Below are 19,801 nucleotides of genomic sequence, written 5' to 3' on the forward strand. Positions count from 1 at the left end.
GCTGCGCATCCCTCCCCGCTGCTTGCGGATTATTCGTCCACCAGCATTTCCGGGTCGTCGATCTGCCGGGCGCTAGCATTGGCATTGCTGCTGGTGCTGACGCCACGCACTGCCGCTCTCACGTCCGGTTCGGACAGGCCCTTGATTAACTCCAGCGCCTGGCGTTCGAACAACCTGCGATACAAGCCTTTCTCGAGCTGGATCAGCGCTTCATGGCTACCTTCCTCGATGACCTTGCCCTTATCGAGTACAAGCAGCCGGTCCAGCGCCCGAACAGTCGACAACCGGTGCGCGACGACGAGCGTCGTGCGTCCCACCATCAGCCGTTCCATGGCTTGCTGGATCAGCAACTCGCTTTCACTGTCGAGACTCGAAGTGGCCTCGTCCAGAATCAGGATCGGCGCGTCTGCCAGGAACGCCCGCGCAATCGCCACGCGCTGACGTTCGCCGCCCGAGAGCTTGACGCCGCGCTCGCCCACCAACGTGTCGTAGCCGTTGGGCAACGTCACGATGAAGTCGTGAGCGCTGGCGAGCTTCGCAGCCCGCTCGATCTCGGCGCGCGTGGCGCCGGGACGCGCATAGGCGATGTTCTCCGCCAGCGTACGGTGAAACAGCACCGGCTCCTGCTGAACGATGGCGATCTGGCTGCGCAACGACGACTGACTGACCAGGGAGATGTCTTGTCCGTCGATCGTGATGCGGCCGCCCGTCACATCGTAAAGCCGCTGGATCAGCTTGATGAACGTCGTCTTGCCCGAACCCGAATGCCCCACCAGTCCGACGCGTTCGCCCGGCGCAATGCGCACCGAGAAGTTGTCGTACAGCGGCGTGGCGAGCGAGCCATAGTGGAACGTGACGTGCTCGAAACGGATCTCGCCCTTTTCGATCCTGATCGACCGTGCGCCGGGCTTGTCCTCGATACCGAGAGGCTGCTTTTCGAGCGAGACGAGTTCTTCCATGTCGTTGACCGAGCGCTGCAGGTTGCGTATGTGCATGCCTACTTCACGCAGATAGCCTTGCAACATGAAGAACATCGTCAGGGCGAACGTGATGTCGCCGACGCTGGCCTCGCCGTGAGCCCACAGGTACAGCGCGGCCCCGAGGATCGACGCCTGGATCACCACGAGCATGCCGCCCTGAACACCGCCGTTGAGCGTGCCGCGCACCCACGTCCGTCTGGTGCGATGGCGCCATTTATCGATGATGCGGCCGAGTAGCACCTCTTCGCGCGCTTCCGCGCCGAACGCCTTGACGACTGCGTTGCAGCTCACCGCATCGGCGAGTGCGCCGCCCATCCGGGTGTCCCACGCGTTGGCCAGACGCGCCGCCGGTGCGACGAAGCCGAGCGACAGCATCGCCGTTATCGCGATGTACAGGATCGAGCCGAGCCCGACGACTGCACCCATCAGCGGCCAGCGCACGCCGAGCAGCACGGTGGAACCCACCAGCATGACGAGCGACGGGAACAGCGCCACCAGCAGCGTGTCGTTCAGGATGTCGAGCGCCCACATGCCGCGCGTGATCTTGCGCACTGTCGAGCCGGCGAAGCTGTTGGCGTGCCAGTCGGTCGAAAAACGCTGCACCCGGTGAAAGGCATTGGCGGCGATCTTGCTCATCATCTTCAGCGTCAGCACGATGATGTTCATGAAGACGCCCTGGCGCAGCAGGGTGGCGCCGAGACCGAGTCCGGCCAGAATGGCGAATGCGGTCACGGCCGCATGCCAGGCGGCCGGGTTGCCGGCCGAGCCCGATGCGATCGCGTCGACGAGGTGCCCCGCGAACAGCGGCGTGAGCACGTCGGCCAATGCCGAGAGCAGCACCAGGCTGGTGACGGCGAAGATGCGCCAGGGTTGTTCGCGCCAGTGTCGAACGGTGAAGCCGAGGACGTCCTTAAAGACCTGTCCGCGTAAGTCGAGTTTTTTTGTAGTCATTGGTCACGGCCTGGGGACGCAGAGACCCCGGGATTCCAGTCAGAAGCAATAGGAATAGACAGCCGAAGCGGGCCAGACCGAACTGGCAAGCTAGTGTTAGACCGTCTGGAAAATGCGCAGGCTTGCCGAAACGGCGGACCTGCGTAGGCGACTAGTTAAGGTCGCGAGGCCACGTAAAGGGTGGCAATGTGCACGCTGAACAACATGTGATGCCTCCCTTTAGAGTTGAGTGAAGTGAAGAACAACGTTGGACGGAACTGATGTCCGAAGCTCGAATATATAGTGGCTTTATTGTGGTTGCAAGAGCGGGCGGCGTGGATGTGGTTGATTTGATACGAAGAATGGAAGAGGTCTCAGAATAAATCTGCGAGACGGTCGCGGAATCCACGGAAAGTCTGAGTGATTCGTTGGAGTCCAGCGGTCAAACCAGGGTCGTAGTAGTGGATGATCAAGGAGCGTCGTTCCCCTGACTCGACGTCGAAATTGCTGTGCAGCGTAACAAAGCCGTTGAACACGTAGACGTTGCCGGGTAAGCACACTATCCGATCGCATCGCCCTCTGGACCGGTCACGATCGAGCAGCGCGCGGCGGACGGGGAGCGGGAGTACATGCTCGATCATGAGCCAGGTCTTGGTGCGCACGTTGGCAATCAACGAAATCGACTCGCGCTGGCGCTTGTACACGACGAGATCGCCGCATCGATCGTATCCGTCAGCAAGCTGCAAAATAATCAGTATCGTCAGGATGTGGGAATCGTAATGCCGCAGGTAGCTCTGTGAAGGCATGCCAGAGTCGACGCAACGAAGTACATAAAGCGGCTCGCCGGTAAGTTCCTTGCCGAGCACGATGGCCGCCCAACCGCGAGCGGCAGAGCATGCCCGACTCTCCATCGCATTGAAGCTGTCGGACGCCCGCAGCAACTCGGCGAAATTCCTTGCCATCGATGCGGCGCGTCGACCGTCGGCCGGGCGCCATTCATGTCTTGCAGTATCAATGGAGCTATTCATGTATTCGAGCAGGCTGCGAGGCACCACGCCTTCGAATACCCTGACTGGATCCCGTTGGTCTGTTTGATTGTTGTCATTCATAGGTCCACCTTACGCGGAAGGCGTCGCTGCACGTTGACCGATAGTGTCGGGATCCTACGTCACCCATTACCACGTCGACGATACCCGGCGGGATATCCCGTCGCCGCTACGATTGAGCAGGATACGATGCAAGATCCCGCGCTGAATCGGCCAGGCAAAGTCTTTCCGCCTCGACAACATTTGCGAGCCGCTCCGGGCGATATGGACCGTTGGCTTCTAAACTCCTCGCGGCGCAGTGGCGGTTACCAGTCGAATGCTACTGTGAATTGTCTGATAGATGACGGACAAGCTATATGCGCTATCCGCCGTGAGTCGGTGAATTCCAGTGGCAGAAAGGCGATAGGCGACCTCATGCGAGCGAGCGGCCGTGCCACTTTGATAGCCGACGCTGCGGCCATGGTGACTCGAACGACTGCAAGAGGTTGACCCGATCGGCTGCGCGGTGCTGCCGGAGAATATGGGCGAAAAAAAGCCCCGCGGTTGCAGGGCTTTTTTGTGTTGCGTTAGCAGAAGCTCGCTGCCGGCCGGAACAGTTGGCCAAACCAGCGCTGGATGCGTTTCCAGAGACTTCGGCTGAATACTGGTGGGTGGTACAGGGATTGAACCTGTGACCCCTGCCGTGTGAAGGCAGTGCTCTACCGCTGAGCTAACCACCCGAAGAGAGCGAAATTATGTCAGAGGATCTTCGGCTCGTAAAGCACTTTTTAAGCAGTCTGCTCATCCGCTGTCGACACAGGCTGGAGACGCCAAACGCTCGTCCCCTTGACCGCCTTGTCGAGGCCATCGAGCACCGCCTGATGCGCGGCAAGTTCCTCTTCGTTTGCAACGATCACCGGCAACTCGAGCGAACTCAGCGCCACGCGCGGCGCACGTTCTCCGCTGCTGGTCGATGCCTCGCCCAGCATGTCGATCACGAGGCTCTCTTGCCCGCGCGTCATCGCCAGATAAACTTCAGCGAGCAGTTCCGAGTCGAGCAGTGCGCCGTGCAGCGTGCGGTGTGCATTGCTGATGCCGAAGCGGTCGCACAGCGCGTCCAGTGAATTGCGCTTGCCAGGGAACATGGCTTTGGCGCGAACCAGCGTGTCGATCACCTCGCCGCAATGCGAACTGAACGGCGGCAGCCCGAGCAACGCGAATTCAGCGTCGAGAAAGCCGATATCGAATGGCGCGTTGTGGATGATCAGATCCGCGCCCTGAACGAAATCGCGCAACTCGTTGGCGATCTCGGCGAACTTCGGCTTGTCGCTCAGGAATTCGGTGGTCAGGCCGTGAACCGCCAATGCGCCCGGATCGCTGTCGCGCTCCGGGTTGATGTAGAAGTGCAGGTTGCTGCCTGTGAGCCGGCGGTTCACCAACTCGACGCAGCCGATTTCGATAACGCGGTCGCCGGTGCGCGCGTTCAGGCCGGTGGTTTCGGTATCGAGGATGAGTTGACGCATGTCGGATTAGCCCGCTCTAGAAATTGTCTGAGAAAAAACCTAACCGCGAACCTAACGCGGAAGCACATTACGGCAGAAGCGCGAAGAAAACTGAGACGCCAACGCGAAAGCAAATAGCAGCCAAAAAACGCGCTTCAAATCTCCGCCAGCGTAGCGACCCCACGGTTTGCCAGCGCGTCCGCACGTTCGTTCTCCGGATGTCCCGCGTGACCTTTCACCCAGCGCCACTCGATCTCATGCTGCTGGACGGCCGTATCGAGCCGCTTCCACAGGTCAGCGTTCTTAACCGGGGTCTTCGCAGCGGTCATCCAGTTTTTCTTCTTCCAGCCGTGGATCCATTCGCTGATGCCTTTCTGCACATACTGCGAGTCGGTATGCACGACCGCCTTGCAAGGCCGCTTCAACGCTTCGAGCGCGGCGATTACCGCCATCAGCTCCATGCGATTGTTCGTGGTGTTCGCTTCGCCGCCGAACATTTCTTTTTCCTGCGCGCCGTAGCGCAGCAGCGCGCCCCAGCCGCCTGGGCCGGGGTTGCCCTTGCAGGCGCCGTCCGTATAAATATCGATGAGTTCGGAAGTCATTTTCTCTGGTTGCGTGTGTTCGGAGAGGCGGCGGGGGCGAGGCCCGCTGCAAGCACGGGTTTTTTCACCTTTACCGGGCCGATGAGACGCATGCCGCGCACGCGCTTGATCGCCTTCACCATGTAGGTGGCGCCGAAGATCGGCCACCAGCGGTCGCCGGCGGCTTCCATGAAGCCATAGCGCGCGAGCCACTGGTCGCTGACGAGGGGCGGACGATAGCAGCCGAAGCGTCCGCGTTCAAGGTCGAAGCCGAGCAGTTTAATCCAGTCCTTCAGACGGGTGAACGCAATCAGGTCGTGCGCGGCCGGCACGAACGGCCGCCCGGTCATCTTGCCGACCGATTGCCGGGCTCCCCACAGCGACAGCGAATTGAAGCCGAGAATGATCAGTTGCCCTTCGGGCATCAGCACGCGTTCGGCCTCGCGTAACAGCCGGTGAGGGTCGCGGGTGAATTCGAGCGTATGCGGCATAACGATCAGGTCGACGCTCTGCGCCTCGAACGGCAGATCGAGCAGATCGCACCAGACCGCGCTGCGCCCGAGCGGCGCATGTTTTTCGGGCGCAGCGGCGCCCGCCGCGCGCGGGAATTCGTACGGCGCGCTCGCGCCGCTGGCGGCATCCAGCACGAGGCCACGGCACGGCATGCGGTTCTCGCGCAGGGCATCGAGCTGCGGCAGGCCCAGTTGCAGCGCGTGGTAGCCGAACACGTCCGACACCACACGGTCGAGCTGCGCCTGTTCCCATTCCAGCACGTAGCGTCCGGGTGGCGAATCGGTCCAGGCGGGCCAGTCTATAATCGTTCGGTCAGACATATTGAAGATTGCGTCGCCTATGAATGCGCTCGAGTACGTGCCGGTCCCGGCGTTTGAAGACAATTACATCTGGCTCGTGTCGGATGGGCACCATGCGGTGGCCGTCGATCCGGGCGATGCCGCTCCGGTTCGCGCCTACCTGGCGAAACGGGGCTGGCGGTTGAGCGCTATTTTACTCACGCACCACCACCAAGACCACGTCGGCGGGGTGGCCGATCTGCTGAATGGCCAGGCCGTGCCCGTGTACGGTCCGGCGGGCGAGGCGATAGAGCATCTCAACTATCGTCTGAAAAGTGGCGATCGCGTGAGCATTGCCGAGCCGGCGTTCGAACTGAGCGTGCTCGACGTACCTGGCCATACGCGCGGCCACATTGCCTACTTCCAGGCAGCCGACCCGGCCGGAACCCCTCACGTGTTTTGTGGCGACACGCTGTTCGCGTGCGGCTGCGGCCGGTTGTTCGAGGGCACGCCGGCGCAGATGCTGACGTCGCTGGACGAACTCGCGGCCCTGCCTGGCGCGACTCAGGTCCACTGCGCGCATGAATACACGCTGTCGAACATCCGTTTCGCGCTCGCCTGCGAGCCCGGCAATGCGGATCTGCAGGCGTGGCGCGATCGTGCAACCGCGCTGCGCGAGCGCGGCGTTCCCACTTTGCCTACGACGATCGCACAAGAGCGGGCAACCAATCCGTTTCTGCGGGCCGACAGTCCCGCGATCCACGCGACCCTCGCCGAACAGTTGCACGAAACGGTGCCGGATCGTTTAACTGCGTTCACATTGATGCGTGAATGGAAGAACAGGTTCCGCTGACCCATCGCCTGATGGGGTCATGTTCACCTTGAATTTCGGAAAAATATGCCAAGCCTAAGATTTGCCTAGGTTTTTCGTATATTTCTGATTGACGTAAACGTTTCGCTTTCGTACTATCGGCTGCAAATTCCAGTCCTATGGAAGCCGAGACGTTCATGAGATTTATCTTTAGTACGTTGCTGGTCCTCATGCTCGCCGCGTGCGCGAGCCAGGGACCAACGACGAGCAGCAATACCACCGCGCCTAATCCTGCCACCCAGCAAGCTGTAGCCGACGCCCTCCGCAACACCGCCTCTGCCAAAGAAACGATCAATGTCGATCAAGGCTCGGTCGACCAGTTGACGAGCCCGGACGCCGACCTATGGGCGCGGATTCGCCGTGGTTTCCAGATGCCTGACCTGCAAAGCGACCTCGTCGACATGCAGGTCAACTGGTACGCGCAGCGCCCCGATTACGTGGCGCGCATGACCGAGCGGTCGCAAAAATATCTGTATCACATCGTCGAAGAGCTCGAGCAGCGCCATATGCCGACCGAGCTCGCGTTGCTGCCGTTCATCGAGTCCGCCTATAACCCGCAGGCGTTGTCAGTCGCGAAGGCGGCTGGCATGTGGCAGTTCGTGCCGGATACGGGCCGTACCTACAACCTCAAGCAGAACATGTGGCAGGACGAGCGCCGTGACGTGCTGGCTTCCACCAGCGCGGCGCTCGACTATCTCTCGCGTCTGCACGACATGTTCGGCGACTGGCAGCTTGCGCTGGCGGCGTACAACTGGGGCGAGGGCAACGTGCAGCGCGCGATCGCGCGCAACGAAGCGGCGGGATTGCCAACGGACTATGCCGACCTGCGCATGCCGAACGAGACGCGTAACTACGTTCCCAAGCTGCAGGCCGTCAAGAACATCGTGATGAACCCGCAGGCCTATGGCCTCGCTCTGCCGACCATTCCGAACCACCCGTATTTCGTGACGGTCACCACCGCGCACGATATCGACGTCGATATCGCGGCCAAGCTCGCGAACATGACGCCGGACGAATTCCGTTCGCTGAATCCGTCGTTCAAGAAGCCGGTCATTCTCGGCGCGACCCAGCCGCAGATCCTGCTGCCGTTCGATAACGCCAGCGCCTTCGAGCACAACCTGAAGGCCTACTCGGGCAACCTGTCGTCGTGGACCACCTACACGGTGACCGAGCGCGCGGCGCCGGCCGCGCTTGCGCAAAAGATCGGCGTCGATCCGGACACGCTGATGGAGGTCAACAAGATTCCCGTCGGCATGCGTCTGAAGCCGGGTTCGACGATCGTCATTCCGCGTACGGACGACGACGCCGATGAAGACATCAGCGCGGACGTCGCCGAAAGCGCCGTTCTGGCGATGGAGCCGGACGTTCCCGACACGCGCAAGATGCTGATTCGCGTTCGTCGCAAGCAGACCATGGCGGCGCTGGCGGTGCGCTACGGCGTGTCGATCGGTCAGTTGAAGGGATGGAACCGCACGCATCGCGACCAGGTCAACCCGGGTCAGGTGATCGTGCTGCACGTGCCGGTTGGCAAGGCCATGCCTAGCGAACCCGGTCCCGAGCGGATCGCCACGAGCGTGCAGGGCGGTGGCGTCGAGCGCATCGGGACCCAGGTCACAGACACGAAGAGCGAATCGCGCTACGATAAGAAATCAGGTCGTGGCCGCACCGCTGTCGTCAAGGTGTCGGAACCGGCGGGCAAGGCCAGCAAATCGTCAGCGTCGGGCGCCGCTCCCAAGGGCAAGATGCTGAAAGTGGCCGAGCCGGTCACGTCCAGCAAGGCGTCAAAGGCTACGGCAGCAGGCCGCCCGAAGACCGCAGCCAAGACGAAGAAGGGCAACTAGACCAAAGCGGCTTCCACGGAAGTGGCCACATGCGTTGCGGGGGCAGCGCATGAATTGCGCTCCGATCCACTTCTCGTTTTTCAACGCCGTCACCTGTGGTGACGGCGTTTTCATTTCAGGGTCTCTGCAGGGGCTTTCCTGCAGTTCCTTGCGTTTTCCTTTATCGTTTGTGCTTTCGCCAGACCAGAAATTGCCTTTTACCCATGTCGTCCACCCAGCTTCGCGTGTTCCTGCTGTTCTCCGCCGGCTACTTCGTCTCCTATGTCTTTCGCGGCGTCAATCTCGGCTTCGCGCCACTCATCACGCATGATCTGGGTCTATCCGCTGCCGATCTCGGCCTGCTGACGAGTCTCTACTTCCTTGGCTTCGCCGGCGCCCAGATTCCAGCGGGCGTGCTGCTCGACCACTATGGCACGCGCCGCGTCACCGCCGGCACGCTGCTGTTTGCGGCGGCCGGGATCTGGGTATTCGGGACGGCGCACGGTATCGGCACGATGATGCTAGGGCGCCTTTTGATCGGCGTCGGCGTGTCGGTCTGCCTCGGCGCGGCGTTCAAGGCGCTGGCGCAGTATTTCGAGCCCGCGCGGCTGCCGTTCGTCAACGGCCTGGTGATGGCGGTGGGCGGTCTGGGCGGCGTGGTCGTGGGTTCGCCGTTGACCTGGGTGCTGACGTTCGCGAGCTGGCGGGCAGTCTGCGGCGGCTTGGGCGTGCTGACCATCCTGGTGGCGCTCGCTTTGTGGACGCTCGCGCCGGAAAAACGCGAAGAGCATCACGGGACGAGTCTCGCTGGACAGTTCAAAGGCACGTGGCACATCCTCAAAAGCGCAGCTTTCTGGAAGATCGCGTCGTTTTCTGTCGTCACCCAAGGCGTGTTCTATTCGATGCAGTCGCTATGGGTCGGCGCATGGATGCGCGATGTGATGGGCTTTGCCCCCCGTGAGGCCGCTGCGCTCGTATCCATTCTCGGTGTCGCGATGATGGCCGGCTGCGTCGGTTTTGGCGCTGCGGCGCGCAGTCTGGAAAGGCGCGGCGTCTCGCTCTACGCCTTCTGCGGAATCGGCATGGCGCTCTTCGTGGTCACCCAGTTGCTCATCATGCTTCGCGCGCCGTTGCCCGCAGGCCTGTTGTGGGCGGCATACGGCATCTTCGGTGGGACGGGCATCCTCAGCTACGCGGTATTGACGCGGCATCTCCCGCAGCAGCTGATCGGGCGCGGCAACACCACGCTGACGCTGATTCTTTTTCTGCTGATTTTCGGTTTCCAGATTGGCGTCGGCGCGGTGCTATCGCTCTGGCCCGCCGACGCCGGCCACTATCCGGCCGCCGCGCACCTAACCGCCTGGAGCGTTCTGGTCGCGCTTCAGATCGCCAGCGCGATCTGGTACGTATTGCCGAGCCGTGCGCTGGCGAAGCCGATCCATCTGCAGGCCGAACATCCGTCGTGATGCGCTGAAACCCTTGTGGATAAAGGCGCCCATGCGCCGTTCGGGGCTCCGCGCCCCGTTCCCGTCCCATCTCAGATTTGGAGGGAAGGGCACTTTCGGGCTATAATTCCAAGGTTTGAGCTTATCAACCCGCACCCTAGCGCCTACCTCTCCCATACCGTTCATCCGCCGCGCGCGGCTGACGCACCGCACCCAGCCGATCAGTCCACACAATGGATCCATCGCGCCCTTGCGACGTCTGCTGTGACACGCGAGCGAGCCTGCGCGCGCATCCACCGATGCATCTCGCTGCGGCTCGCACGGCTCGGATAGACAGGTCGGCACAGGGTGCTCCCCCAAGGAGTCTCCCGTGTTGCCGTCTTTTTCTCCCGCTCTGCTCGCGCTCGCCGACGGCACGGTCTTTCGTGGCTACTCGATCGGCGCTCCCGGCCATACGATTGGCGAAGTCGTTTTCAACACCGCGATCACCGGTTACCAGGAAATCCTGACTGACCCGAGCTATGCGCGTCAGATTGTGACCCTCACGTATCCGCATATCGGCAACGTCGGCGTGAACGCCGAGGATGTCGAAGCCTCGAAAGTCCATGCCGCCGGTCTGATCATCCGCGACCTGCCGGTTCTTGCATCGAACTTCCGCATGGAGCGCACGCTCTCGCAATACCTGCAGGACGAAGGCGTGGTTGCCATTGCCGGCCTCGACACGCGCAAGCTGACCCGCGTGCTGCGCGACAAGGGTGCGCAGAATGGGGCGATCCTCGCCGGCTCGGATGACGAAGCCAAGGCAATCGAACTCGCTCGCTCGTTCCCGGGTCTGGCCGGCATGGACCTGGCGAAGGTCGTGTCGACCCGGGAATCGTTCGAATGGACGCAGACCGAATGGCGTCTGGGCGAGGGCTACGGCACGCAGAAGGCGCCGAAGTATCGCGTGGTCGCGTTCGACTACGGCGTGAAGTACAACATCCTGCGCATGCTGGCTGAGCGCGGTTGCCACGTCACCGTGCTGCCGGCGCAGGCTACTGCGGCAGACGCGCTCGCGCTCAATCCGGACGGCGTGTTCCTGTCGAACGGCCCGGGTGACCCGGAACCGTGCGACTACGCAATTGAAGCCACCAAAGAACTGATCGGGAGCGGCATTCCGACTTTCGGCATTTGCCTCGGTCATCAGATCATGGGCCTCGCGGTCGGCGCGAAGACCATGAAGATGAAGACGGGTCACCACGGCGCGAACCATCCGGTGAAGGATCTGGACGACGGCCGCGTGGTCATCACGTCGCAGAACCACGGTTTCGCAGTCGACGCTGCTACGCTGCCCGCCAACGCACGTGCCACGCACGTGTCGCTGTTCGACGGCACGCTGCAGGGCTTCGCGCTGACCGACAAGCCGGCGTTCTGCTTCCAGGGTCACCCGGAAGCGTCGCCTGGCCCGCACGACATTGCTTATCTGTTCGATCGCTTCACCGGCTTGATGGACCACAGGAAAGCTGGCAAGACGGCAGCTGCAGCGGCGGCTTAAGGCGTCAGCTTATGGGGTGGTCGCCAAAGGCGCCCACCCAGGACGCCTGCGTCAGGCGGAGCCCCGGAAGTTTTAACGCCGGGCCGCTCTGCGGACAAACAGAACAGAGCGCGCCGCCACAGTTGCAACGTGGAGCCACCGCAGCAGCACCGGCCCCGGCAGCAGCGGCGAAGCGCGCCAACGGAAAGAACTCAGGAATACATTAGCGAGAGCGTTATGCCCAAGCGGACAGACATTAAAAGCATCCTCATCATCGGCGCGGGTCCGATCATCATCGGCCAGGCGTGCGAGTTCGACTACTCGGGCGCCCAGGCTTGCAAGGCGTTGCGTGAGGAAGGCTACAAGGTCATTCTCGTCAACAGCAATCCGGCGACGATCATGACCGACCCGAACACGGCCGACGTGACTTACATCGAGCCGATCACGTGGGAAGTGGTGGAACGCATCATCGCCAAGGAGCGCCCCGACGCGATCCTCCCGACGATGGGTGGCCAGACCGCGCTGAACTGCGCGCTCGACCTGCACGCACACGGCGTGCTCGAGAAGTACAAGGTCGAACTGATCGGCGCATCGCCGGAAGCCATCGACAAGGCGGAAGACCGTCAGAAGTTCAAGGACGCGATGACCAAGATCGGTCTCGGTTCGGCCAAGTCGGGCACCGCGCATTCGATGGAAGAAGCGTTGCAGGTGCAGGCGCAGATCGCGGTGGAAACTGGCAGCGGCGGGTATCCGGTGGTGATCCGTCCGTCGTTCACGCTTGGCGGCTCGGGTGGCGGCATTGCATACAACCGCGAAGAGTTCGAAGAGATCTGCAAGCGCGGTCTGGACCTGTCGCCCACGCGCGAACTGCTGATCGAAGAATCGTTGCTCGGCTGGAAAGAGTACGAGATGGAAGTGGTCCGCGACAAGAAGGACAACTGCATCATCGTGTGCTCGATCGAAAACCTGGACCCCATGGGCATCCACACCGGCGACTCGATCACCGTTGCGCCGGCACAGACGCTCACGGACAAGGAATACCAGATCCTGCGTAACGCATCGCTCGCGGTGCTGCGCGAAATCGGCGTGGATACAGGCGGCTCGAACGTACAGTTCTCGATCAATCCGAAAGACGGCCGGATGATCGTGATCGAAATGAATCCGCGCGTGTCGCGTTCGTCGGCACTGGCCTCGAAGGCGACTGGTTTCCCAATCGCGAAGGTTGCGGCGAAGCTCGCCTGCGGCTACACGCTCGATGAACTGAAGAACGAAATCACCGGCGGTCAGACCCCGGCTTCTTTCGAACCGACCATCGACTACGTCGTCACCAAGATCCCACGTTTCGCGTTCGAGAAATTCCGCGAGGCCGATTCGCGTCTGACCACGCAGATGAAGTCAGTTGGCGAAGTGATGGCGATTGGCCGCACTTTCCAGGAGTCGTTCCAGAAGGCGCTGCGCGGTCTCGAAGTCGGCGTGGACGGTCTCGATGAAAAGACCACCAGCCGCGACGAGGTCATCCGCGAGATCGGCGAAGCCGGTCCGGACCGCATCTGGTACGTGGGCGACGCGTTCCGTATCGGCATGAGCGCCGAGGAAATCTTTGAAGAGACTTCGATCGACCCGTGGTTCCTCGCGCAGATCGAACAGATCGTGCTGAAGGAAAAAGCGCTAGGCGGCCGCACGCTCGCGAGCCTGTCGAAGGAAGAACTGAAGTATCTGAAGCAGAGCGGCTTCTCGGATCGGCGTCTCGCCAAGCTGCTCGGCGCGAAGCCGGCCGAAGTGCGTCAACGTCGGATTGAGTTGAACGTGCGTCCGGTCTACAAGCGCGTCGACACTTGCGCGGCCGAATTCGCCACCAAGACCGCATACATGTACTCGACCTACGAGGAAGAGTGCGAAGCGAATCCGACCAGTAACAAGAAGATCATGGTGCTGGGCGGCGGTCCGAACCGGATCGGCCAGGGCATCGAGTTCGACTATTGCTGCGTGCACGCCGCGCTCGCGATGCGCGAAGACGGCTACGAAACGATCATGGTCAACTGCAACCCTGAAACCGTTTCGACCGACTACGACACGTCCGATCGTCTGTACTTCGAATCGTTGACGCTCGAAGACGTGCTGGAAATCGTCGACAAGGAAAAGCCGGTCGGTGTGATCGTGCAGTACGGTGGTCAAACGCCGCTGAAGCTTGCACTCGATCTCGAAGCGAACGGCGTGCCGATCATCGGTACCTCGCCGGACATGATCGACGCCGCCGAAGACCGCGAGCGTTTCCAGAAGCTGCTGCAGGGCCTCGGCCTGCGCCAGCCGCCGAATCGTACCGCCCGCGCTGAAGACGAAGCGCTGAAGCTCGCCGACGAAATCGGCTACCCGCTCGTCGTGCGTCCGTCGTATGTGCTGGGCGGCCGCGCCATGGAAATCGTCCACGAGCCGCGCGACCTCGAACGCTATATGCGCGAGGCCGTGAAGGTATCGAACGATTCGCCGGTGCTGCTCGACCGCTTCCTCAACGACGCAATCGAATGCGACGTGGATTGCATCTCCGATGGCGAAGCCGTGTTTATCGGTGGCGTGATGGAGCACATCGAACAGGCGGGCGTCCACTCGGGCGACTCCGCCTGCTCGCTGCCGCCGTATTCGCTGTCGAAGGAAACCGTGGCGGAACTGAAGCGTCAAACCGGCGCGATGGCCCGGGCACTGAACGTGATCGGCCTGATGAACGTGCAGTTCGCAATCCAGCAAGTGCCGCAGGCGGACGGCTCGAAAGAGGACGTGATCTACGTGCTCGAAGTGAACCCGCGCGCCTCGCGTACGGTACCGTATGTGTCTAAGGCGACCAGCCTGCCGCTCGCGAAGATCGCCGCGCGTGCGATGGTCGGCCAGACGCTGGCGCAGCAGGGCGTGACGAAGGAAATCGATCCGCCGTACTTCAGCGTGAAGGAAGCGGTGTTCCCGTTCGTCAAGTTCCCGACCGTCGACCCGGTGCTCGGACCTGAAATGCGTTCGACTGGCGAAGTGATGGGTGTGGGCGAGACTTTCGGCGAAGCGCTGTTCAAGTCGCAGCTTGCCGCAGGTTCGCGTTTGCCGGAGTCGGGCACGGTGCTGCTGACCGTGATGGACGCCGACAAGCCGAAGGCCGTCGAAGTCGCGCGCATGCTGCACGAACTCGGCTATCCGATCGTCGCGACCAAGGGTACGGCTGCCGCAATCGAGGCGGCTGGCGTGCCGGTCAAGGTCGTCAACAAGGTGAAAGACGGCCGTCCGCACATCGTGGATATGATCAAGAACGCAGAGATCGCGCTGGTCTTCACGACTGTCGACGAAACCCGCGCGGCGATCGCCGATTCGCGTTCAATCCGCATGAGCGCGCAGGCGAACAAGGTCACGTACTACACGACGATGTCGGGTGCGCGGGCTGCCGTCGAAGGGTTGCGGTATTTGAAGGACCTGGAAGTCTATGATTTACAAGGACTCCATGCTCGCCTAAACTAAGGCTTCGAATACCTGTCCAAGATGTAAGTGCCGCGGTTAAGCGGCGTCCCTCAAGGTACCGGCATGGGCTTTGCCCGGGCTCAGGTGCCAGCGGGGATGCACTTAACCGCGGTGATTTTTTTTACGGCCGTTTTTTTGCCACTAGAGCTGTTTATGAGCACTATTCCATTGACGACGCGTGGCGCCAAGAAGCTGCGCGATGAACTACAGCATCTGAAATCGGTTGAACGTCCGGCGGTCGTCAATTCGATCGCTGAAGCGCGTGCCCAGGGCGACCTGTCGGAAAACGCCGAATACGACGCTGCGAAAGAAAAGCAGGGTTTTATCGAGGGCCGCATTGCGGAAATCGAGTCGAAGCTGGCTGGCGCTCAGATCATCGATCCCGCTGCGGTGGACGCGGACGGCCGCATCGTGTTCGGTGCGACCGTGGAGCTGGAAGACCTGAAATCAGGGGCCTCGGTGAAGTATCAGATTGTCGGCGACGACGAAGCGGACCTCGAGCATGGCCTGATCTCGATCAGCTCGCCGATCGCGCGCGCCCTGATCGGCAAGTCCGAGGGCGACGTGGCGTCGGTGCAGGCGCCTGGCGGCGTGCGCGAGTACGAAATCATCGCCGTCAGCTACGTCTGAAGAGGGCTCATGTGTCTACCCCGCTGTCTCCCATGCCACACAGGGTGTTCCGGCTACTGACCGTTATCTGGGTCGGGAGCCTGCTCACCATCGGCTATGCGGTGGCGCCCGTGTTGTTTACTTCGCTTGATCGGACTGCGGCGGGCGAGGTCGCGGCGCAGCTGTTTCGCATCGAAGGCGTGCTTGGTGTGGTGTGCGGCGTGCTGTTGCTTGGGCTCGCCAACGTGCTGATCCGTCGCGGCAACGATGCTTATCGCCGTCTGCGCTGGCTGATCGCCGGGATGGTGGTGTGCGTGCTGCTCGGTTACTTCGCGCTGCAGCCGTTCATGAATGCAATCCGCATGGCTGCGCTGGCGGCCGGCACGGATGTCGCCCATTCGCCGGATGCGGTGCGCTTCGGTGTGCTGCATGGCGTGTCGAGCCTGTTTTATCTGATCGAGAGCTTGCTCGCAGTGGCGCTGGTGTGGAAGCTGCCCACCAACGCGACGGCTGGGCTGACCGGGCAAGAAGAAGTCCGGGGCGCAGCGGGTAAGGGCGTTGCCGGTTAGATACCGCTGGTTGGCACCAGTCAATCAATAGTCGATCAACGCAACGCGCAACGCTGCGGGCAGGGCGCCCGCAGCCTCTTCAGCTTTTACGCAGAGATTACTTGACCGACTGGTGCGGACGCTTGGCGCTGGCCTGGCGTTTCTTGGCGCGCTTGATATTGCCGCCTTGCGTGACTCGTTCGTTACCGCGCACCACGACCTTCTTGGGCTTCGGCTTGCGCATCGGGATTTCGGACGGTTTGACCACCGTCACGACGCGCGGGGCGCGGCCTTTACCGGGCTTGGCATCTTCAGCCGCCGCCTGACGGGCGCTCGGCAGTTCGCCACGACGCACGCTCGGCAACTCGCCGCGTTTAGCACGGGTGGCGGCCGGCTTGGCTGCAGCTTCGGGCTTCCAGATCACCAGCAGCTTGCCGATGTGCTGGATCGGCGCCGCATTCAGCGTGTCGCAGATCTGTTCGTAGACCGCGAGCCGTTCCTCGCGTTCGTCGCCGAACACCCGGATCTTGATCAGTTGATGGGCGCCCAGGTGGACCTTGATTTCGGCCAGTACGGCGTCGGTCAAGCCCTCGGCGCCGATGAGCACGACCGGTTTGAGCGCATGTGCCTGGGAGCGCAACTCGGCGCGTTGATCGGAAGAGACTTTGAGGGCTGGCATGGAAAGTGGGAGACTCGACTAAAATGGCGGCGCCTGCATTTCCGATCGCTTCGGTCGATCGCGCAGGGCGGCGCGTCAGAACAACAGAGAACGCGGTTGATGGCCCCAAGGGTGAGACCCATGGAGCGGCAGCCGCGCGAATAAAACGCGTATTATCCGCTAAAAGCGCGGCATCACGCAGCAAGAGTTCAACGGTTAATGGCAAAAAACAAATTCAACACCTCGTGGCTGCACGATCACATCAATGATCCGTACGTGAAACTGGCGCAGCGGGAGGGCTATCGCGCCCGCGCAGCCTACAAACTGAAGGAAATCGACGAACAGGACAAGCTGATCCGTCCCGGCCAGGTGATTGTCGATCTTGGCTCGGCGCCCGGCAGCTGGAGCCAGTACGTCCGCAACAAGCTGGCACAGGGCGCGAAGCGCGATGCGATGCGCGAAGGCGGCATCGACGGCACGATCATCGCGCTCGACCTGCTGCCCATGGAGCCGATTGCCGACGTCATCTTCATTCAGGGCGACTTCCGCGAGGACTCGGTTCTGCACCAGCTGGAAGAATTGGTAGGAGCGCGTCAGGTCGACCTTGTAATTTCCGATATGGCGCCCAACCTGTCGGGAGTGGCGCTGGCGGATGCCGCGCGAATCGAGCATGTCTGCGATCTCGCGCTGGAATTCTCCCAGAATCACCTGAAGCCGGATGGTGCCCTTTTAGTCAAATGCTTTCACGGCAGCGGTTACAGCCAGATTGTCGAGAAGTTCAAGCAGCAGTTTAAGACGGTGGCCGCGCGTAAGCCGAAAGCGTCTCGCGACAAATCGTCCGAAACTTTTATTTTGGGTAAGCATCTGAAACGGCCCGGTTGAATGGGCGCTCCGTAGGCATCCCGCGACATTTTTGAGTCCCGGAATTGTCGGAAAAGCGGCACTGGAACAGCGTTTTGCGCTATTTATGTGGTAGCGAAACGTTATGGCAGGGGTCTGCGGACTGGATTAGAATGCTTTAGTGGTGCCGCAAGGCAAATGTAGGCGCCCGTCTATGAGTGAAGGAGTGGTGCTTTGAACAACAATATGTTTTCGAAGGCAGCAGTGTGGCTGGTTATCGCACTGGTGCTGTTTACGGTGTTCAAGCAGTTCGATAAGCCCCGGGTCCAGGAAGGCGTTTCCTATTCGCAGTTCATGGATGACGCAAAGAACGGCAAGGTCAAGAACGTCATCGTTCAGGGGCGTAACCTCACGGTCACTCCAGCAGACGGCCAGAAGTACCAGATCGTGTCGCCCGGCGACATCTGGATGGTCGGCGACCTGATGAAGTATGGCGTTCAGGTGAGCGGCAAGGCCGATGACGAACCGAACGCGCTTGTGTCCGCGCTGTACTACCTCGGACCAACAATCCTGATTATCGGGTTCTGGTTCTACATGATGAGACAGATGCAGGGAGGCGGGAAAGGGGGTGCGTTCTCGTTCGGCAAGTCCCGTGCACGTCTGATCGATGAGAACAATAACGCAATCAATTTCACTGACGTCGCCGGTTGCGACGAAGCCAAGGAAGAAGTCTCCGAGCTGGTCGACTTCCTGCGCGATCCACAGAAATTCCAGAAGCTAGGCGGGCGGATACCGCGCGGCGTGCTGCTGGTCGGGCCACCGGGAACCGGTAAGACGCTGCTCGCGCGTGCCATCGCCGGCGAAGCCAAGGTGCCGTTCTTCAGCATTTCGGGTTCTGACTTCGTGGAAATGTTCGTCGGTGTCGGCGCGGCTCGTGTGCGTGACATGTTCGAACAGGCCAAGAAGCATGCGCCGTGTATCGTGTTCATCGACGAAATCGACGCGGTCGGCCGTCATCGTGGCGCCGGCATGGGCGGCGGTAACGACGAGCGCGAACAGACGCTGAACCAGATGCTGGTGGAAATGGACGGCTTCGAAGCGAATTCGGGCGTGATCGTGATCGCTGCCACGAACCGTTCGGATGTGCTGGACAAGGCGCTGCTGCGTCCGGGCCGTTTCGACCGCCAGGTGTATGTCGGTCTGCCGGATATCCGCGGTCGCGAACACATCATGAAGGTCCACCTGCGCAAGGTACCTATCTCGAACGACGTCGACGCAGCGGTTATCGCACGCGGCACGCCGGGTTTCTCGGGTGCTGATCTCGCGAATCTCGTGAACGAAGCAGCGCTGTTTGCGGCTCGCCGCGGCAAGCGCATCGTCGAGATGATCGATTTCGAAGACGCGAAGGACAAGATTTTCATGGGTCCGGAGCGCAAGTCGGCCGTGATCCGCGAAGAGTCGAAGCGCGCCACGGCGTACCACGAGTCGGGCCACGCGGTGATCGCCAAGCTGTTGCCGAAGGCAGATCCGGTGCACAAGGTCACCATCATCCCGCGCGGTCGCGCACTGGGTGTGACGTGGCAGTTGCCGGAGCACGACAACGAAACGTATTCGAAGGACTACCTGCTGGATCGTCTGGCGATTCTGTTCGGTGGCCGGGTCGCGGAAGAGTTGTTCCTGAACCTGATCAGCACCGGCGCGTCGGACGACTTCAACAAGGCAACGGCTACGGCCCGCGCCATGGTGGCCCGTTTCGGCATGACCGATGCGCTCGGACCGATGGTCTACGTGGACGACGAGAACGACGCTACGCCGTTTGGCCGCGGTTTCACGCGAACCATTTCGGAAGCGACGCAACAGAAGGTCGACGCGGAAATCCGCCGTGTGCTGGACGAGCAGTACAACCTCGCGAAGCGCCTGCTGGAAGATAACCGGGACAAGGTCGAAGCGATGACTTCCGCCCTGATGGAGTGGGAAACGATCGACGCCGATCAGATCAACGACATCATGGCAGGCCGTCCGCCGCGCGCCCCGAAGAGTTCGCCGCCGTCGGCAACGGACGCTTCCTCGGGTGGCAGCACGGGTAGTGAGGTGAAGCCGGGCAGCGCGACTGCACCGGCCTGATCGAAGCCACGTTCAACTTGCGGGCCGGTGTGATTCCACACCGGCCCGTTTTGCATTCTTCGTTATTCATCC

The 19,801-nt window shown here is 61.5% G+C and carries 15 protein-coding genes and 1 tRNA gene; 9 read left to right on the forward strand and 7 right to left on the reverse strand.

Annotated elements, in window-relative coordinates:
* Window positions 1-29 precede the first annotated feature (29 nt).
* The 6 genes from BUS06_RS08485 to BUS06_RS08510 all read right to left on the reverse strand — a co-directional run bounded on the left by BUS06_RS08485 (window position 30) and on the right by BUS06_RS08510 (window position 5,851).
* A complete protein-coding gene (locus BUS06_RS08485; RefSeq protein ID WP_074263869.1) occupies window positions 30-1,931 on the reverse strand; it encodes an ABC transporter ATP-binding protein in 1,902 nt (633 codons plus the stop codon).
* 353 nt (window positions 1,932-2,284) lie between these two features.
* Window positions 2,285-3,019, reverse strand: a complete 735-nt coding sequence (locus BUS06_RS08490; protein WP_143787480.1) for a hypothetical protein — start codon at window positions 3,017-3,019, stop codon at window positions 2,285-2,287.
* Between the two features lie 581 nt (window positions 3,020-3,600).
* Window positions 3,601-3,675 (reverse strand) — tRNA-Val (locus tag BUS06_RS08495).
* A gap of 48 nt (window positions 3,676-3,723) precedes the next feature.
* The gene (gene dnaQ, locus BUS06_RS08500; protein WP_074263871.1) at window positions 3,724-4,458 is read right to left on the reverse strand and encodes a DNA polymerase III subunit epsilon; all 735 of its coding nucleotides are present in this window, start codon (window positions 4,456-4,458) and stop codon (window positions 3,724-3,726) included.
* Window positions 4,459-4,592: 134 nt separating this feature from the next.
* The gene (gene rnhA, locus BUS06_RS08505; protein ID WP_074263872.1) at window positions 4,593-5,039 is read right to left on the reverse strand and encodes a ribonuclease HI; all 447 of its coding nucleotides are present in this window, start codon (window positions 5,037-5,039) and stop codon (window positions 4,593-4,595) included.
* Window positions 5,036-5,851 (reverse strand): class I SAM-dependent methyltransferase, encoded by an 816-nt coding sequence (locus BUS06_RS08510; protein ID WP_074263873.1) that lies wholly within the window; start codon window positions 5,849-5,851, stop codon window positions 5,036-5,038. The genes rnhA and BUS06_RS08510 overlap by 4 nt, the downstream gene beginning before the upstream one ends.
* 19 nt (window positions 5,852-5,870) lie before the next feature.
* On the opposite strand from BUS06_RS08510, the gene gloB reads away from it, so the two are divergent.
* From gloB to BUS06_RS08545, 7 genes are all read left to right on the forward strand, one after another.
* Window positions 5,871-6,662: a hydroxyacylglutathione hydrolase gene (gloB, locus tag BUS06_RS08515; protein WP_074263874.1), complete on the forward strand. Its 792-nt coding sequence runs from the start codon at window positions 5,871-5,873 to the stop codon at window positions 6,660-6,662.
* Between the two features lie 155 nt (window positions 6,663-6,817).
* Entirely contained in the window at window positions 6,818-8,521 is a 1,704-nt protein-coding gene (locus BUS06_RS08520) for a transglycosylase SLT domain-containing protein (RefSeq protein ID WP_074265974.1), read from the forward strand.
* Between the two features lie 203 nt (window positions 8,522-8,724).
* On the forward strand, window positions 8,725-9,966 hold the full coding sequence (locus tag BUS06_RS08525) for an MFS transporter (protein WP_074263875.1): 1,242 nt from the start codon (window positions 8,725-8,727) through the stop codon (window positions 9,964-9,966).
* 349 nt (window positions 9,967-10,315) lie between these two features.
* The gene (carA, locus tag BUS06_RS08530; protein ID WP_074263876.1) at window positions 10,316-11,479 is read left to right on the forward strand and encodes a glutamine-hydrolyzing carbamoyl-phosphate synthase small subunit; all 1,164 of its coding nucleotides are present in this window, start codon (window positions 10,316-10,318) and stop codon (window positions 11,477-11,479) included.
* 216 nt (window positions 11,480-11,695) lie between these two features.
* A complete protein-coding gene (gene carB / locus BUS06_RS08535; RefSeq protein ID WP_074263877.1) occupies window positions 11,696-14,950 on the forward strand; it encodes a carbamoyl-phosphate synthase large subunit in 3,255 nt (1,084 codons plus the stop codon).
* A 153-nt stretch (window positions 14,951-15,103) separates the two neighbouring features.
* Window positions 15,104-15,580, forward strand: a complete 477-nt coding sequence (gene greA / locus BUS06_RS08540; protein ID WP_074263878.1) for a transcription elongation factor GreA — start codon at window positions 15,104-15,106, stop codon at window positions 15,578-15,580.
* 32 nt (window positions 15,581-15,612) lie between these two features.
* Complete coding sequence (locus tag BUS06_RS08545; RefSeq protein WP_074263879.1) at window positions 15,613-16,128, forward strand: DUF4149 domain-containing protein; 516 nt, start codon at window positions 15,613-15,615, stop codon at window positions 16,126-16,128.
* Between the two features lie 97 nt (window positions 16,129-16,225).
* Here BUS06_RS08545 and BUS06_RS08550 read toward each other — a convergent pair whose 3' ends face one another.
* Entirely contained in the window at window positions 16,226-16,786 is a 561-nt protein-coding gene (locus BUS06_RS08550; RefSeq protein ID WP_074263880.1) for a YhbY family RNA-binding protein, read from the reverse strand.
* Window positions 16,787-16,984: 198 nt separating this feature from the next.
* On the opposite strand from BUS06_RS08550, the gene BUS06_RS08555 reads away from it, so the two are divergent.
* Complete coding sequence (locus BUS06_RS08555; RefSeq protein WP_074263881.1) at window positions 16,985-17,647, forward strand: RlmE family RNA methyltransferase; 663 nt, start codon at window positions 16,985-16,987, stop codon at window positions 17,645-17,647.
* Between the two features lie 192 nt (window positions 17,648-17,839).
* Window positions 17,840-19,729 (forward strand): ATP-dependent zinc metalloprotease FtsH, encoded by a 1,890-nt coding sequence (gene ftsH / locus BUS06_RS08560; protein WP_074263882.1) that lies wholly within the window; start codon window positions 17,840-17,842, stop codon window positions 19,727-19,729.
* Window positions 19,730-19,801: the final 72 nt, after the last annotated feature.

This window comes from Paraburkholderia phenazinium (genome assembly GCF_900141745.1).
GTDB classification, from domain to species: Bacteria; Pseudomonadota; Gammaproteobacteria; order Burkholderiales; family Burkholderiaceae; genus Paraburkholderia; species Paraburkholderia phenazinium_B.